A 15,700-nucleotide genomic window follows, 5' to 3' on the forward strand; every position below is an offset into this window, starting at 1 on the left:
CCGTCGGGCAAGACGCCCCCAGTTCGCCTCGAACGGGGTACTTAGCTTGACCCCCGTCCCGGCGAGCCTGTGCTGCCATGCAGCGCCCTGAGGCCGACGGCCGGCAGTCCGGCGGATCGTCCGGTCACGGGCGGGCGCAGTGCCCAGGGCTGTCGCGGGGGTCCGGGAGGGTCAGTCGCCGCGGCTCTCAACTGACGAGGCAACGTCGTCGAGATCCTTCGCGATGGCTCTGCTCACTGCCCGTGCGCCCACGCCGCCAAGAATCTTGGCAAGCAGGCCCATGACGCCGCCTTGTGCCACGGCACTGAACGTCATGCGGACGGTCGTCACCGACGGGCCGTCCGAACGCAGCAGCCACTCCGAGACGTAACGGGTGCCATGCGATTGGGCCTCCACCACATAGCGCTCGGGTGGTTCGCTGGCGGTCACCCACATCTCCTCGGTGGCGTCCTTGCCGAACATGCGCCGGGTCTCCCGCCACCGCGTGCCGACGTCGAAGGTCCCGTCCGTGATGATTTCGACCTTCGAGACACTGCTGAGTACGCGATCCATGCCCTCGAGGTCGGTCAGAGCTTCCCACACACGTCTCTGGCCTGCGGCGATGCGCCGCTCCACGACCACGCTTCTGCTGGTCATGCCATCCATCAAAGCACCAGGCTCCGACAACTGCATCGGTGCATGGGCGGCGCTTCATCGTGACGCCAGGCCGAATCGCCCACTCTCGTGATCGAGTGTCCAGGTCGCACTGGAGTTTCCGGCCGGCGGCCTGACGCGCGTGTGGGCGTGGGCCGGGACCCGCCACCTCGACAAGCCCAAAGCCCCATATGGCGGAAGAGGACAACAACCCGGGGGACCCAACCGGCCACAGCACTAGCCGTGGATGGTGCGGAGGACGGCGGCGAGCTTTTCCGGTGCGCTGATCATTGCCATGTGACCGGTGTCGAGGTCGATGACGTCCGCCTGGAGCAGCGCGATGGATCGCTGCTGGAGTTCCTCGACGTAGCACTGGTCCTGGGTGAGGTGCACGTACGTCAGCGGGATGTCCCGCCGGTAGCCGCTCAGGTCCACGGGCTCGCTCAGCAGTGCGGCTGAATCGTCGGCCAGCCGGTCCAGGGCGGACGCGGCAGTCGCCTCGTCCATGTCGTTGCACAGCATCGCGGCAGCACCCTCGCGGGTCTGTTGGTAGACCCCGCCAGTGATGGACTGCTCGACCAGTGCCCGTACGCCGGGATCGATCTGGTCGAGCACCCGGGATCCGTCGGGAGGTACGACGGCCGACACGAGGACGACCTGACGGATCCGTTCGGGTATGAGGTTCAGGACGAGCGGCACCGTGACTCCCGCGAAGGAGTGGCCGACCAGCACCACGTCCCGCAGGTCCTTCGCCTCGATGTCCTCCCGGACCGCGTCGGCGCAGTCCGCGAGAGTGACCGTGCCCAGTTCGACTTCGGCCCTCATGCCGCGGCCAGGAAGGTCGACCGCCAGCGCATCCGCACTCAGGTGAGGAATCAGCTCGTCCCAGCAGTCCGCGCCGAAGCCGGCGCCGTGAATGAGAACGAAAGACATGTGCGACCTCCTAGTCGATGACGCGGACCTTAACTGAATTCAGGTCAGTCGCCTAGAGGTCTGGCAGCCGGGAGCTGCTGATCCGCGTAAGGGTACTTGTCCGCCACCTCCGGAGCAGGCGCGATGCCCGTCGAGCACGAGGCCCCCAGTTCGTCTCAAAGGGGTCACCTGGCTTGTCCCCCACCCAACGAATCTGTGCTGCTGCCATATACCCAAGGGCGACGGTCGGTTTGACCACGCGTTCGACGTCCCGCCGGAAGACCGATGAGTTCGGTCCTGCTGGAGGGTCTGACTGTCCGAATGCCCGATCACACCACACGCGGAGAGGCGGTTGTCCCATGAGCAAGGTGGTCCTGAACGTCACCATGTCGCTCGACGGCTTCATGGCCGGACCGGACGTCAGTGTCGAGCACCCCATGGGCCGAGGTGGTCTTCGCCTGCATGAATGGATCTTCGACACATCGGCGAGCGAGGTGGACACCGCAGTCACACGAGAGACCTTGGATTCGACGGGCGCGGTCGTGCTGGGCAGGAGGACATTCGATGTGGGCGTCGGGGTGTGGAAGGACACGCCCTACCCGGTCCCCTGCTTCGTACTCACCCACAACGCTCGAAGCCAGATGGTCATGAAGAGCGGGCCCTTCACCTTCGTCACTGACGGCGTGAAAGGCGCGCTCCAACAGGCGCAGGCAGGGGCGGGCGGGAAGGACGTCACGTTGATGGGTGCGGACATCGCTCAACAGGCGCTCAGAGCCAGGCTCGTCGATGAGATCAACCTGCAGATCGCTCCAGTGTTGTTGGGCGGCGGTCGCCGACTGTTCGATCACCTGGGGATCGAACCCATAGAGCTGGAACGGACCAGAATCCTCGCCTCACCGCACGTCACACACCTGCGATTCCACGTCACATATGCCCGGAAAACACCGTCCAACGGAGTGCCGACCCCAGACCTTGACGGCTGACATCGGGGCGATGCCCGTAGAGCACGACGCCCGAGTTCGTCTCGAACGGGGTACTTGGCTTGACCCCCGTCTCGGGAGCCTGTGCTGCCATGTGCCCCATCGATCGCAGCCGGCTGTTGAGCGAAGCGGTCCGTCATCCCCGTAGGTGGGCAAGGAGTTCGTCTCCAAGAGGGTATTAGCGTTCCTGGGGCAGCAGTCGGGCCGCGGAGTCCAGGTCACCGCCGCTGACGAGGGCATGGATCTTGCGGGCGAGCGGGGTCACGTCGCGGATGGAGACCGTCCACTCGTCCGCGTAGCGTCGTGCGGCCTCACCGGAGAGGCCGAGTTGCAGGGAGCGATACGGCAAGGGCTGTAGGCGCAGGTCCCGCTCGGGGTCCCACTGCACGCGAGCGGGCGCACGCTTCAACTGACGCTGCCAGGTGGCCCGGTCGGCGTGTACGCACGCGGACGTAGCTTGACAGACACGCGTGGCGCAGGGCCCACTCGAAGCCGTCACGGCTGATCTCGACAGCGAGGACGGTCTCCTGCCTCGCTTTCGCGCCCCAGCCGCAGCGGTACATCATCCAGAGGAACGACGGCTTGATCCACGTCAAGCCTCTCTCGCAGACCTCTTGCGGCGCTGCTCTCCTGGGCTTTAGAGAAGTTCGTCGCCGTGCTCGGTCGCTCAGCGTCCGAAGTTCCGTGGAACCGCTGACGCGCACCCCCATCAGCCCGGTACCGCCCAGCCCGCAGGGGTCGGCAGGGATCCTGCCGAGGTACTGCCCCTGCGGGGCCGGGCGGGTCGGCGGTGGTCCTTAGCTGGGGTTGTTGGCGTGCGTGAGGGTCGTCCAGGCGTTGAAGTAGTTGTCCGTGCCGGAGGGCCGCTGTTCCTCGGTGTACTTCTGGGTGTTGGACATGCTGATCCCGAGGCGGTTCTGGAGGGCGTTGAACCCGACCTCCGTGACCTGGTCGAGGCCCTTGTTGACCGAGCCGCCGCACAACCAGGAAGGTACGGCGGTGCCGTTCTCGTAGGAGGTGTGGAAGCCCAGCGCGTAGCGCAGCCGGTCCTGGATCCTCGGATAGAGGTCCTGGCCCTGGATGCGGCTGGTCTCCGCGATGTCGGCTATGGAAGCGATGCCCCAGCCGGTGTGCCCGAAGTCCCGGCAGGTCTCCTGGGAGAGGCCGTTGGTGAAGGTGCTCTGGCCCTGCCAGTACTTGATGATCTCGGCGCTGGTGTCGATGCTGCTGCCCGCCGGCGGCTTCGGCAGGGCGCCGTCACTGGTCAGGTAGATGTACGCGGGAACCCGGGCGAGGTAGGTGCTGACCGCCTTGTCGTAGCTGGTGCGGTCCTCGATGAAGACCGAGATACCGATCGCCGCCTCGGTCATGACCAGTTCCCAGTTGCCGTTCTTGGTCGCTGCGCCGTTGATCACCTCGGGCAGGTAGACGGTGCGAAGCATGGTCGCGAAGCGGCCCGCGCCCGGCCAGCCGCCGTCGTAGGTGTACTTGATGATCTCGGCGGCGCGCGGCCAGGTCGATCCGGCCCAGCCGGTCTGCAGCGGGGCGTTGCTGTTGGTGTGATCGGTGATGGTCGCGGACCAGGCGTCCATGATCTCGATCGACTTCTTGGCGTACCTGGCGTCCCTGGTGAAGTACCAGGCGAGCGCTTGGGTGTAGGCCGCGATGGCGTCCTGACGCTCGTCGGTGCAGCCGCGGTTGGGGTTGGACGACGGCCCGCACTCCACGACGGCCCGCGGCTTGGCGGTACGCGACAGTGAAGCGTAGGAGCTGGCCATCATGTTGTCGTACGCGGCCTTCCATGGCTGTTGGCCGGCTTGCACCTTTGACCGGGCGTAGTCGAGTTGGGCCCGGCTCACGAGCACGCCGGGGTGGGTGAAGGTTGTCGGTGCGGCCGTTGCCCGTGGGGCCGGGCCGGTGAGCTGAAGGCTCAGCAGGCCGGCCAGTAGGGCGAGAACACTCAGCAGGGCGGTTCTGGTTCGTGTCATCCGATGACCTCTTCTGTTCACGAATGAGAACGCAGTTCCGAATGGAGAAAGATTGGCCTGGACCATAAGGAAGGCTTGTGTACATGTCAATAGATATGCGTGGCCGGTCCACGGAGAACCGGTCCCGGACAGCAACGAAGCTCAACTCATCGGAGTTGGGCTCCTTTGGCGTGTGGCGCGGTGCGCAGCTATGTCACGCCAGACGTCCGGCCTTCGACCGGACGGTCAGATGGATGGTCAAAGACTCGGTCTCGTCCGATCAACGGTGCGTCCGCGGGTGAGTGAGCACCCTTCGGGCGGCACCACACCTATCGCCGCGGCGGGCCACCCGGCGGATGTGATGTTGTGGACCACGCCGAGAACGGTCCGCTCCGCCGCCACACTCACCCAGCGCCCGCTGTCCGCCGCTATCGGCAACGGCAGCCGCCCTGCACCGCGCACGTTCGCTCCCCACTATCCCCTGCGTGACCTCGCCAGACGTTGACGTGCAGGCGGACTGCGGGACCTCGCTTGTGGGTCACGACAACTCATACTTGATCACTGCGTACCGCCCCAGCGCCCCCAAACGATCACCTGAGCCTGATGCTTTCGCGCACTCGCCGAAGCCATGCCGGAGAACACGGAGCCCTGCTCGAAGAGATGGATCGGGGGCCTGAGTCGCAAGGCTGACAAGCCGCGGGTCGACTCAAACCGGGCTTGTTCAGCGGGCCTTGAGCGGGATGACCGCCAGCAGGCCCACCAGGCAGATGGCTGCGGCCGTGCCTTGCAACAGGCCGTAGTTGTGCCCGCCGCCGATGTTGACCAGCAGTGCGCCGAGTCCGGGCGCGATGACCTGCGGGCCCGCGTTGGCGATGTTGAACACGCCGAGATCCTTCGACGCGTTGTCCGGGCTGGGCAGCACGTCGATCACAAGTGCAAGGTCGACGCCCACATAGACGCCGTATCCCAGTCCGAGCACCAGCTCGGCGATGTAGAAGCCGTTGACGGAGTCGGCCTGGACGAGCATGGCCAGGCCGGCGCTGAAGATCAGCGTGGCGCCGGCGATGAACGGTTTGCGGCGCCCCACCTTGTCGGAGAGCCAGCCGGCCGCCTGCGCGCTCACCACGAGAACACATGTGTACAGCAGTACGCCGGTGGCCATGGCCGCGGCGGCCTCGGAATTGGACAACGCCAGGTCACGCTGCAGGTACAGCAGCCGGAAGGTGGTGAACAGGGCCGCCCCAAGGACTATGAGGAAGCGTGAGACCCATACCAGGGCGAAGTCCGGGTGCCGGCGTGGGCTCACCCAGAACGTCCGCAGGACGGTGCGCAGGCCGCCCTCGCTGGGAGGCCGCCTCGGAAGCCGCTTGTCGGGCAGGACCATCACGAATACGCCGACGAGGAGAAGACCGACGAGGCCGGGCACCATGAAGAGAAGCAGCAGTTGTGTCGCGAAGAACTTCGCGGAGTAGGCGGAGCCCAGGATCGCGACGTTCTGCATGACCCCCATCAGTCCACCGATCTTGCCGCGCTGCGACATGGGGATCTGGTCCGCCACCGTTGCGGTGAACGTGGCCAGCGCCGCGTTGGCGAACACCGAGGCGATGAAGAAGCCGATCGCGACGACCGCGACGCTCTGAGCGGTGGCGATGAGAAGCAGGCTCGCGGTGAGCCCGAGCGAGCCGATGACCAGCCAGGGACGGCGGCGGCCGTACCGGCTCGTTGTGCGGTCGCTGATCCGGCCGAAGACCGGGTTGGCTATCAGTGCGGCGATGGCCCCGGCGCTGCTGACGATGCCGAGCGAGGTGACCGCGTCGTCCGGGCCCACGAGGCTCTGCACCTTGATCGTGAGACCGGCCACGATCGGGGTCAACAGTGAGACGAAGATCCCCATCTGTGCCAGGGCCATTCCCACGACGAGGCGCGGCTTCGCTTTCTGCGTGGGCGGGGGGATGAGGGGCTGATCGTCGTGGGTCGTCGCTGACCTCGGGGTCGTCGATGCCAAGGTTCGCCTCCTTGCGGACCGGGCTTGTGGGACTGGTATTGCGGGTGGGACTGGGTTACTGAGTGCAGGTTTTGGTGGTGAGCCGGCGTTCGGACCCGACCACGCGCGTCGCGCCGGTGAGCGAGACGACGTGCCGCAGACGGATGTCGGCACTGGAGGAGCCGATCATCAGATGGATGTCACCGGGCTCGACGATGCGTTGGCCCGTGGTCGTGGTGTAGGCCGTCCGGTCGGCGTGCAGGGTGAATGTCACCCGCGCCTGCTGCCCGGCGTCGAGGTGCACCGAGGTGAAACCCGCGAGCTGGATGACCGGCCGGGCGACCTGGGCGACCGGGTCGTCGAAGTACAGCTGGACGACCTCCCGGGCCCGGTGGTTCCCGCTGTTGCGGACCACGCAGGAGATCTCGACCTCGCCGTCGGTACCGAGGGCATCGGCGCTGACCGTGAGATCTCCGTACTCGAACGTCGTGTACGACAGTCCGTGCCCGAACGGGAAAAGGGGACGCGGGTCGAGGTTGCTGAGGATGTCGCTGAAGCCGCCCAGCGGGGCATGCAGATAGGTGCCCGGCTGCGCTCCCGGCGTCACGGGGATCTGCACCGGGAGTTTGCCGGACGGGACCACGCGTCCGGACAGGACGCCGGCCAGGGCGGCGCCCCCCTCCTCGCCCGGCATGAACGCCTGGACCATCGCCGCGCACCGCCCGGCGAACGCGCCGAGTGCGTATGGACGCCCGGAGACCACGACGAGGATCACCGGCGTGCCGGTCTCCAGTACGGCTTCGACGAGTTCGGCCTGGACTCCCGGAAGCGAGAGATCGGCGGCGTCGCAGCCCTCGCCCGAGGTGCCGCGGCCGAACAGCCCTGCCTGGTCACCGACGACGACCACGGCCAGGTCGGCCGCGGCGGCCTCAGCCACCGCCGCGGGGATCCCGGAACGGTCCTCCTCCTTGACCGGGCAGCCCTGCTGGTGGCTGATCGTCGAGTGCGGCAGTTCCTTGCCGAGCGCGTTCAGCAGCGAGGGCACGTCGACGCCCAGGCCGCTGTCCTCATGGTGGTTGTTGGGCAGGGCGTGGTTCGGATACGAGTAGCAGCCCAGGAACGTACGAGGATCGTCGGCGCACGGCCCGATCAGCGCGATGTTCGCCGCGTCGGCGGTGAGGGGAAGGGCGTTCGCGTCGTTGGCGAGCAGGATGACCGAGCGTTCCCCGATGTCCCGCGCCAGCAGACGGTTCGTCTCCGGGTCGAGGTCGATCCGCCGGTCATCATGGGCGGAGTTCTCCGGCGTCCACCCGCGGTCGAGCAGCCCCAGCTGCACCTTCTGGTGCAGTACTCGCCGTACCGACCGGTCGACGAGCTCCTCAGGGAACCGGCCGGTGTTGATGAGCTCCTCCAGCGGAGCTCCGTAGCAGCGCGTCTCCGGCAGCTCGACGTCGAGCCCCGCGCGGAGCGCCAGCGCCCCGGCCTCACCGGCGCTGCCCGCGACGCGGTGCAGGGTCTGAAGGAAGCTCACGGACCGGTAGTCGGACACCACGGTGCCCTCGAAGCCCCACTCGTCCCGCAGCACACCCGTCAGCAGGGCCTCGTCCGCGCCCGCCGGCACGCCGTCGAGATCGGTGTACGAGTTCATCACCGAACCGGCGCCGCCTTCCCGTACCGCCATCTCGAACGGGGGCAGGATCACGTCGGCGAGTTCGCGCTTCCCGATCGAGACCGGGGCGTGGTTGCGGGCGCCGCGCGAGGCGGCGTACCCGGCGAAGTGCTTCAGTGTGGCGATGACGCCCTGCGACTGCAGTCCCCGGACATAAGCGGTCGCGATCATTCCGGCGAGATAGGGGTCCTCGCCGACGGTCTCCTCGACCCGGCCCCACCGGTAGTCGCGTACGACGTCGAGCACGGGCGAGAGGCCCTGGTGCACGCCGACCATCGCCATGTCCCGGCCGATCGCGGCGGCCATCCGCTCGACCAGATCCGGGTCAAAGGTAGCCGCCCAGGCGAGCGAGGTCGGGTACACGGTCGCGCCCAGCGTGGTGAACCCGGTCAGGCACTCCTCGTGCGCGATCGCCGGAACACCGAGCCGGGTGTTCTCCAGCAACCAGCGCTGCCGGCCGGCCAGCAGGCGGCTGCCCTCCTCCGCCGAGACGGGCTTGGTGCCGAACATCCTGGTCAGATGCCCGATCCCGTGAGCGAGGGCGACGTGTTCTTCCTGCGGTTCGCTGAACACGCCCTGCAGCATGGGCGCCACGACCTTGTCGTTCGTGGTCGAGCCGATCCAGATACTGCCGAGCTGGGCGAGCTTCTCGCGCAGCGTCATCGCGGACAACAGGGCTTCGACACGCTCGTCGGCGGAGCGGGACGGATCGTTCCAGGCGTTCATGTTCTTGGAGCTCCTTGCGCAGCGGCACGACGGAGTACGGGCTATGAGGAGGAGGGGTACAGAGGTACGGGGGTCGAACCAGCTGCCGTGCATTAGTTAAGTAACCGAACGAAATGGCCCTGGCGGGATTCGCAACCAACTCCGCACTCAGTCAAGCCCCCGGCGCAGGGGAAATCGGAAACACGCCGCGCCCAGGGCTGTTGAGGCAGCCCACCGGAGCTCCCGCACAGAGGAGCGGCGACGGCACCGTTGGAGACGATGCAGCAGTCGAACAGGTGGAACGGGTCGGCACCATGCGCGAGGACTGGTGGTCCTCGATCGTCATGGGCTTCTTCATCTGCGCATGAGGGTTCAACAGCGCCCACTCGCGCTGAGCAACGGCGATCGCACCGAGCTGCTCGCTCGTCGTGCCATACAGCTCCATGTGGCGACGTGCGGCCAAGGCGTACGGCACGTTGCCACCGAACTCGCCGTACACCGCCTAGAGCACGTTCATTCCGTCCCAGACCCCCCGTGCCGCATAGGCGGCCCCGGCACCGACCGCCGGCTTCAGTGGGGTGGCCAAGGCGATCGCCTCAGCGGCGAAGTCCGCCGCAGTGCGTCCGTAGATCTTTGGACCGTTATACCCAGGCCTACGACAGCGGTATTCGTCAACCATCTCCGATTCGCAGTCACGGCCACAGGGTAGTCCGGTTACACCCGGACGTCAAAGTGAGTTCAGTTCAGTTACAGATGTATGGCATCGGCGACAATGGCCGGGGTGTCGCCAAATCGACGGCTGCGCAGCCGCGTTACGAGCGCTGACCAGCGGCTGGATGCGTAGGGCGATACAGAACTCAGTTCAGTCAACGCCCCGCACAGTGAATCTGAAGCTCAACTCGCGGGTCCAGTCGGGGCGCCGTGGAAGCGACGACGAGCCGCCCCGGGGAGTTCCCTCGGCCGTGGCCTCGCTCCTCGCCAGGAGAGCTGGAGGGTCTGTACGGTCTTCGACCCTGTCCCCCGTAACCGGTGGTAACGAAGGGTGACAACCGTCGTTGGCATGGTGTGCGCGATGTCAACGAGCTTGTGGGTGTGGTGATTTCGGGATTGTCGGCCCTCGTCGTCGAGGGCGTGACGGACGAGGGCGAGGTCATCCGGGTGTTGGCACGGACCCGGGACGAGAAGGTTGACCAGGATCGAGACACCGGTGCCCAGCCAGCGGCCCACTTCGTCGAGTCCGGCCATGACCTGCGGATCTCCTGTCTGCGCACGGTGCAGCAGGGCTCGCGCCTGTTCCTCGGGGTCAGCGGTCGCGTTGGCGAGGTCGGGTGCGGCTGTCCGGATCGCGGCCATGAGGCCGATCTCGGTTTCCAGGCAGCCGGATCGGCCGCATACGCAGATCTCGCCGCCGGGATCGACGGGTATGCGGCCGACTTCGCCGCTGAATCCGCTCGATCCGCAGAGCAGTTGGCCGCCGATGATCAGGCCTGCGCCGATCCTGGTCTCGCCGGTGAGGTAGATCATGTCGGGCACGGCGTCGGGTTCGCGGCGGTATTCGGCGAGTGCCGACAGGTTCGCCTCGTTGTCGACGATGATCGGCACGCCGCCGTGGAGGCCGATACGCTCGCGCAACCGTTCCGCGAGGGGGACGTCCTGCAAAGAGCAGGTTCGGCGCGTACCGGACCCACCCGGTGGGAACCTCGACGAGTCCTGGCACGGCGACGCCGATGCCCGCCAAGTCCACACCCGCCCGGTTCAGTTCCCCGACGGCGCAGCAGCGCTCTCGACGTGGCCCGCCATGACCGCGCGGGCTGCCGCGTAGACCAACAGGCGAGCCGCCTGCAGTCTGGCGGCATATTGCGCGAGCAGCGCCCGCGTCGGCGGCAGGTGTCGCCACGCACACCCGCAGGCCAGCACGTACACCACGGCGGTGAACACCGCCCGCTCGTCCAGCGGAGCAGTCCCGCCGCCCTGGCGACGCGGCGTGAACGACGGCAGCAACGGCGCGGCCAGATCCCACAACCCGTCAGGAACCAGCCGCTGCGACAGATCAGCACCCACGAGGAGCAATGTTGCCGCAGCTCACTACAGCGCCACGTGAGACATCCTCTTAGTCGTTGACCACGGCTGGAGTCGCCAGCATCACCTTCACGCCAGCCTCCTTGAGCGCCGCGAGGGTCGCATCATCCGACGACGCGTTGGTCACCACCGTGTGCAGGTCTTCTGGGCCGCAGATCTTCACCATGCCCGTTCCCGGGAACTTGCCTTGATCGACGAGGAGCACAACCTTTTCACTGGCAGCGATCATGGCGCGCCGGGCGGGCACCTCGGCGACCGTGGTGTCCATGACCTGCCCACCGGGACGGACGCCGCAAGCGCCCATGAACAGCCAGTCAGCGTGCACTTGGCGGAGATTGTCCTCGGCCATGAAACCGTCCAGCGAGCGCGACTCGCGTATGACCATCCCGCCGAGCAGCATCAGGTCAATGCTGTCATCTTCGGCGAGTTCCTCGTAGACGACGAGATTGTTGGTGATCACCGTGAGTCGGCGTCCGTGCAGTTGGCGTGCCAGCCGGTAGACCGTTGTGCCGGAGTCGAGGATGATCGACTGGCCATCCTCAATCATCGTGGCCGCTTGGGCAGCTATCGCGTCCTTGGCGGTCACCCGGACCTCGGCGGCCTCGATGAAGGGCGGATAGGGCTCCTCGATGACCGCACCCCCATGAACACGGGTGAGCAGCCCGACCTCCTCAAGTTTGAGGAGGTCGCGGCGGATCGTCGCAGCGCTGACATCCAGCTGGCCAGAGAGGTCGGCCACCGTGGCGGCGCCCCCGGAGCGCAGGGCCTGCAAGATGAGTTGGTGTCGTCGTTCAGCCAGCACGCAACGAGACACTACACGTCACCCTCAGGGCCAACCTGCCTGTGTTCACTGGCAGTTGAGGAGTCTGCGCGGGGCCATGGCGCGCATTTCACACCCGGCCCGCACAGCGCCGCACCGGCGACAGGGCTGACGGCCTGGAACGTCACCGCAGCTGGGGCCAGACGGGTAGACCCACGTCATCCGGTCCCGCTTCCACTCAACGGTGAAGCGGCCCTCCCGGTTGCGGGCAGGCCGATTTCTGGGGAGTACGCCTGGTAGACGGTGATCGTGGATTTCGCGTAGGCCGCACGGATCCCGCGTTGCGGTTCTTCCGTGGCGTACAGCCTGGGGTCGGCCGGTTCGGGTGGTGGCCACTGATTTTCGAGTACCGTCCGCGAGCGGCGATCCTGCAGCGCCGGCCGGGTGGCCGAACGCAGCCCCGCTATGACAGGACGACGGCGCCGGTGTCCGACCCGTCGGTCCCCGGTTCCTGTGACGGGTCGCTGAGTTGCTCGCGCACGTAGTTCCAGACCACCGCGATCAGTGCGGCGATCGGTACGGCGAGCAGACTGCCCACGATGCCGACCAGACTGCCGCCCAACGTCACCGCCAGCAGGATCACGGCTGCATGGAGACCAAGCCCACGACTTTGGATCATGGGCTGGAACACGTTGCCCTCGAGCTGCTGCACCACGACGATGATGGCCAGCACGATCAGCGCGTCCGTCAGGCCGTTCGAGACCAGCGCAATAAGAACCGCGACGAAACCGGCGAACAGGGCGCCAATGATCGGCACGAACGCGGAGACAAAGGTCAGCACCGCCAGCGGGAGCACCAGCGGTACCCCCAGAACCCACAGGCCCAGGCCGATCAGGACGGCGTCGAGCAGGCCGACGGCCGCCTGGGAACGCACGAACGAGCCCAGGGTGTCCCAGCCGCGCGCGGCCACGGTCGGGACGTCGGTGGCGAGCCGACCGGGCAGCTGACGGGCAAGCCACGGCAGGAACCGTGGGCCGTCCTTGAGGAAGAAGAACATCAGGAAGAGTGCCAGGACGGCGGTGACCACGCCGTTGACCACGGTGCTCACTCCCGTGACGACAGTGGTGACCATGCTGCCGAGGCCGTCCTGAGCCCGGGCGACCGCGGTGTCGAAAGCCTTGTTTATCTGGGCGTCCCCGATGTTCAACGGCGGGCCGGCGGCCCACTCGCGCAGCTTCTGGATGCCTTCGACCACGCCGTCGGTCAGCTCGCCGGACTGGGATGCCACCGGTACTGCGATCAACGCCACGGCGCCTGCGGCGACCAGGAGGAACAACACGGTCACGACCGACGCGGCGAGGGCGGGTTTCCACCCGCGACTACGCAGGAAACGAGTCAGGGGCCAGGTCAGTGTGGTGAGAAGCAGGCCGAGTACCAGCGGCCAGACGACTGACCACATCCGGCCCACAACCCACAGGGTCACCGTGAGCATCAGCAATACCAACAGCAACTCTGCGGATACACGCGCCGATGTGCGGAGCGCGGCGCGGGTTTTCGTGGAACTCAGCGTGGCAGTCACGCGCTCACCCTATTGGCACTCAAGTCACACTGGTATGCAGGTCCGCGCTGCTGTGCGCCGACTCGAGAGCACTGGTGCTACGTCGCGCACTTGAGGGGCCGGAGTGACGCCCGTCTTGTCAGGGCTCGCAGGTGCAGGAGACACCGGCGCCGGCGAACCTTGTGCGCGAGGTGGCCGTAGCGCGACGTCCCTTGCCGGTGCTACTGCCGTCCTCTTGAAGCGTGGGATGGAGTGCCGCGGCCACTTGTCCGCCACCTCCAGCGCCGGCGCGACATCCGTCGGGCAAAGCTCCCGGTGCCGCAGCACCACCACGCCAACAGGTCGGTGCGCTCCTCGCGGTGACCGGCGACCGCAGTGCCGTTTGGACAGGCACGGAATCGCCTGGAACCCTCGCGCGTTGAGCAGAGTGGGCATGGGGTGCAGATGGTATGCGAGCCGAGTAGCCCGAGTGACCGAGCTGACAGATATTGGAGGGCCGCAATGGCTGCGCAGACGCAGAGGGCCGTGCTGGCGGGCGGATGCTTCTGGGGGATGGAGGACCTGATCCGCCGACTCCCGGGCGTGACGGCGACCCGGGTCGGATACACCGGGGGTGACGTGCCGAACGCGACGTACCGTAACCATGGCACGCACGCGGAGGCCATTGAAATCCTTTTCGACCCTGAGAGGACCGATTTCCGTACGATCCTGGAGTTCTTCTTCCAGATCCACGACCCGAGCACCAAGAACCGCCAGGGCAACGACATCGGCCTCAGCTACCGCTCAGCGATCTACTACGTGGATGACGAGCAGAAGCGGATCGCCGAGGACACGATCGCGGATGTGGACGCCTCCGGACTGTGGCCGGGCAAAGTCGTCACCGAGGTGGAGCCGGTCGGCCCCTTCTGGGAGGCCGAGCCTGAGCATCAGGACTACCTGCAGCGTTACCCGGACGGCTACACCTGCCACTTCCCGCGCCCGGGATGGAGGCTGCCCGCCCGCGCGGAGGGCTGAACACGAGGCGGCCCGGCGGAAGGCGGAGGTGACTGGCCGAAGCTCTGCGCCGGGCCAGTCAGGGCCCGCAGTGCTGAAGCCGTGCGTCTCAGCCGCCCGTCGTGGCGACGCCGGTCGGGCAGGAAGCTCCCCAGTTCATCCAGTTCATCTCGAACGGTTCACCGAGCCGATTCGCGAGGTCCCTCGGCGATGGGTCCAGTGAGTGAACGTACGGGCCCGTCCGGAATTCCAACTGGGCTATCAGCGCGGCAGCGTCGCCGGGTTCCCTCCGTTCGCCTCGTATCCCGCGACCGCCAGCGCCCGGTACACCGCGTAGTCCGCCGCCGGGTCCGGCGTCAGCGTCCACGGCAGCGCCCCTACGTGGCCGTCGACATGCACCAGCTGGTTCATCGCCTCGGCCCAGCGCTCGCCGCGCACGAGGAAGAACACCAGGAGATGGCGTACGTGGGCGAGCATCGGATCGTCCGGGCGGGCCGCGTGCACCGCGTAGAGCGCGCCGTGGATCGCCTTGGTGACGACCTCGCTCTGGTAGAAGCCCTGGACGAGGTTGACCTCCGGCAGGTGCTCGAAGACCGCGAAGAGGGGCATCGCCGCGAGCAGGGACCCCTGCGGGGCGCGCGCTGCCGCGGCTTCCGCGAAGGCGTACGCCAGCTCGCGTGAGCCGTGCCACTTCTCGCACCAGTAGTGCAGCGCCGCCAGATGCGCTCCCATGTGCGCGGGAGCGCGGTCGAGGATCTTCAGCCAGACTTTTTCGAACTCCGCCTGTGGATACGCCAGTCCGCGTGCCACGGAGAGCTCGATGATGTACGGGATCGGGTCACCGGGGGAGAGCAGCGCCGCGTCGTCGCAGGCCGACTTCGCCTCCTCCATGATGATCCGGAACTCGTCCGTGCCCGGTGTCGACGTACGCCACGCCTGCTGCACCAGGAACTCCGCGTGCACGGCCGCGCCGCCCGCGTCCTTGGGCTTCTCGGCCCGCCAGACCCGCAGCCACTGCCCGCCGGGGCTCTCGCTGACCCCGCCGGGGCGCTGGTGCAGCTCCAGTGACGCGGCGCCCGCGAAGGCCTGCACGCGCTGCCAGCGCAGCTCGCCGTCCGTCTCCGTACCGGCGAGGAGCTGCGACGCTCCCCGGTAGTCCTGGCTGCGCTGCACCAGGTCCAGGACCTCCAGCAGGTCCTGGTCGGGGCCGGGCATGCGGATGTCCAGCTCCTCCTGGCGCAGGAAGCCGTAGTTCGCCGGGTCGGCGGCGTCCGGGTCGCCGGGAGCGACCTGCTGGATACCACCGGCACGCCTGCGCATCAAGATCGGCCCGAGGACGAAGCCCATCATGACCAGCGCCATCAGGACCCAGAGAATCTCCATGTCTCAAGCGAACCAGACGCGTCCGACAATTGGCCAACCTGGTCGGCAGTTCCTGTGGAAAACCGTCGGTCGCACCG

The 15,700-nt window shown here is 67.1% G+C and carries 12 protein-coding genes and 3 pseudogenes; 2 read left to right on the top strand and 13 right to left on the bottom strand.

All coding sequences use genetic code 11. The annotated features are described in order from the left end of the window. Window positions 1–171 precede the first annotated feature (171 nt). Entirely contained in the window at window positions 172–636 is a 465-nt protein-coding gene (locus tag ACGFNK_RS08760; RefSeq protein WP_393414376.1) for an SRPBCC family protein, read from the bottom strand. A 234-nt stretch (window positions 637–870) separates the two neighbouring features. Then, window positions 871–1,566 carry an alpha/beta fold hydrolase gene (locus tag ACGFNK_RS08765; protein ID WP_393413332.1) on the bottom strand — a complete coding sequence of 232 codons (696 nt, stop codon included), beginning with the start codon at window positions 1,564–1,566 and terminating at the stop codon, window positions 871–873. Between the two features lie 338 nt (window positions 1,567–1,904). Between ACGFNK_RS08765 and ACGFNK_RS08770 the strand changes: the two genes are divergently transcribed. Continuing rightward, window positions 1,905–2,528 (top strand): dihydrofolate reductase family protein, encoded by a 624-nt coding sequence (locus ACGFNK_RS08770; protein WP_393413334.1) that lies wholly within the window; start codon window positions 1,905–1,907, stop codon window positions 2,526–2,528. Window positions 2,529–2,703: 175 nt separating this feature from the next. Here ACGFNK_RS08770 and ACGFNK_RS08775 read toward each other — a convergent pair. The 10 genes and pseudogenes from ACGFNK_RS08775 to ACGFNK_RS08820 form a co-directional block, all read right to left on the bottom strand. Further along, window positions 2,704–3,091: pseudogene (locus tag ACGFNK_RS08775) on the bottom strand (DUF4291 family protein). A gap of 231 nt (window positions 3,092–3,322) precedes the next feature. Further along, complete coding sequence (locus ACGFNK_RS08780; protein ID WP_393413336.1) at window positions 3,323–4,513, bottom strand: alginate lyase family protein; 1,191 nt, start codon at window positions 4,511–4,513, stop codon at window positions 3,323–3,325. Window positions 4,514–5,213: 700 nt separating this feature from the next. Continuing rightward, window positions 5,214–6,497 carry an MFS transporter gene (locus ACGFNK_RS08785; protein WP_393413338.1) on the bottom strand — a complete coding sequence of 428 codons (1,284 nt, stop codon included), beginning with the start codon at window positions 6,495–6,497 and terminating at the stop codon, window positions 5,214–5,216. A gap of 55 nt (window positions 6,498–6,552) precedes the next feature. Continuing rightward, the gene (locus tag ACGFNK_RS08790; protein ID WP_393413340.1) at window positions 6,553–8,871 is read right to left on the bottom strand and encodes a beta-glucosidase; all 2,319 of its coding nucleotides are present in this window, start codon (window positions 8,869–8,871) and stop codon (window positions 6,553–6,555) included. A 151-nt stretch (window positions 8,872–9,022) separates the two neighbouring features. Next, a complete protein-coding gene (locus ACGFNK_RS08795; RefSeq protein WP_393413342.1) occupies window positions 9,023–9,349 on the bottom strand; it encodes a hypothetical protein in 327 nt (108 codons plus the stop codon). 734 nt (window positions 9,350–10,083) lie between these two features. After that, a pseudogene (locus ACGFNK_RS08800) lies at window positions 10,084–10,596 on the bottom strand (ROK family protein); the annotation flags it as partial. A gap of 9 nt (window positions 10,597–10,605) precedes the next feature. Further along, window positions 10,606–10,911, bottom strand: coding sequence for a transposase (locus ACGFNK_RS08805; RefSeq protein ID WP_393413344.1), 306 nt, complete (start codon window positions 10,909–10,911; stop codon window positions 10,606–10,608). Window positions 10,912–10,960: 49 nt separating this feature from the next. Next, window positions 10,961–11,731, bottom strand: a complete 771-nt coding sequence (locus ACGFNK_RS08810; RefSeq protein WP_393413346.1) for a DeoR/GlpR family DNA-binding transcription regulator — start codon at window positions 11,729–11,731, stop codon at window positions 10,961–10,963. A 159-nt stretch (window positions 11,732–11,890) separates the two neighbouring features. Continuing rightward, a pseudogene (locus ACGFNK_RS08815) lies at window positions 11,891–12,054 on the bottom strand (DUF4291 family protein); the annotation flags it as partial. 98 nt (window positions 12,055–12,152) lie between these two features. Further along, window positions 12,153–13,268, bottom strand: coding sequence for an AI-2E family transporter (locus ACGFNK_RS08820; protein ID WP_393413348.1), 1,116 nt, complete (start codon window positions 13,266–13,268; stop codon window positions 12,153–12,155). A gap of 480 nt (window positions 13,269–13,748) precedes the next feature. Here ACGFNK_RS08820 and msrA point away from each other — a divergent pair, with 480 nt between their 5' ends. After that, window positions 13,749–14,261 (top strand): peptide-methionine (S)-S-oxide reductase MsrA, encoded by a 513-nt coding sequence (gene msrA / locus ACGFNK_RS08825; RefSeq protein WP_386353703.1) that lies wholly within the window; start codon window positions 13,749–13,751, stop codon window positions 14,259–14,261. A 240-nt stretch (window positions 14,262–14,501) separates the two neighbouring features. On the opposite strand, the gene ACGFNK_RS08830 is transcribed toward msrA, so the two are convergent. Beyond that, complete coding sequence (locus ACGFNK_RS08830) at window positions 14,502–15,623, bottom strand: hypothetical protein (protein WP_393413350.1); 1,122 nt, start codon at window positions 15,621–15,623, stop codon at window positions 14,502–14,504. Window positions 15,624–15,700: the final 77 nt, after the last annotated feature.

The sequence above is a fragment of the Streptomyces sp. NPDC048825 genome (genome assembly GCF_043198355.1).
GTDB classification, from domain to species: domain Bacteria; phylum Actinomycetota; class Actinomycetes; order Streptomycetales; family Streptomycetaceae; genus Streptomyces; species Streptomyces xiangluensis.

Bases quoted from the DNA above. Each gene is read 5' to 3' on its own strand.
- ACGFNK_RS08760 (WP_393414376.1), bottom strand. From the start codon at position 636: ATGACCAGCAGAAGCGTGGTCGTGGAGCGGCGCATCGCCGCAGGCCAG.
- ACGFNK_RS08765 (WP_393413332.1), bottom strand. From the start codon at position 1,566: ATGTCTTTCGTTCTCATTCACGGCGCCGGCTTCGGCGCGGACTGCTGG.
- ACGFNK_RS08770 (WP_393413334.1), top strand. From the start codon at position 1,905: ATGAGCAAGGTGGTCCTGAACGTCACCATGTCGCTCGACGGCTTCATG.
- ACGFNK_RS08780 (WP_393413336.1), bottom strand. From the start codon at position 4,513: ATGACACGAACCAGAACCGCCCTGCTGAGTGTTCTCGCCCTACTGGCC.
- ACGFNK_RS08790 (WP_393413340.1), bottom strand. From the start codon at position 8,871: ATGAACGCCTGGAACGATCCGTCCCGCTCCGCCGACGAGCGTGTCGAA.
- msrA (WP_386353703.1), top strand. From the start codon at position 13,749: ATGGCTGCGCAGACGCAGAGGGCCGTGCTGGCGGGCGGATGCTTCTGG.
- ACGFNK_RS08830 (WP_393413350.1), bottom strand. From the start codon at position 15,623: ATGGAGATTCTCTGGGTCCTGATGGCGCTGGTCATGATGGGCTTCGTC.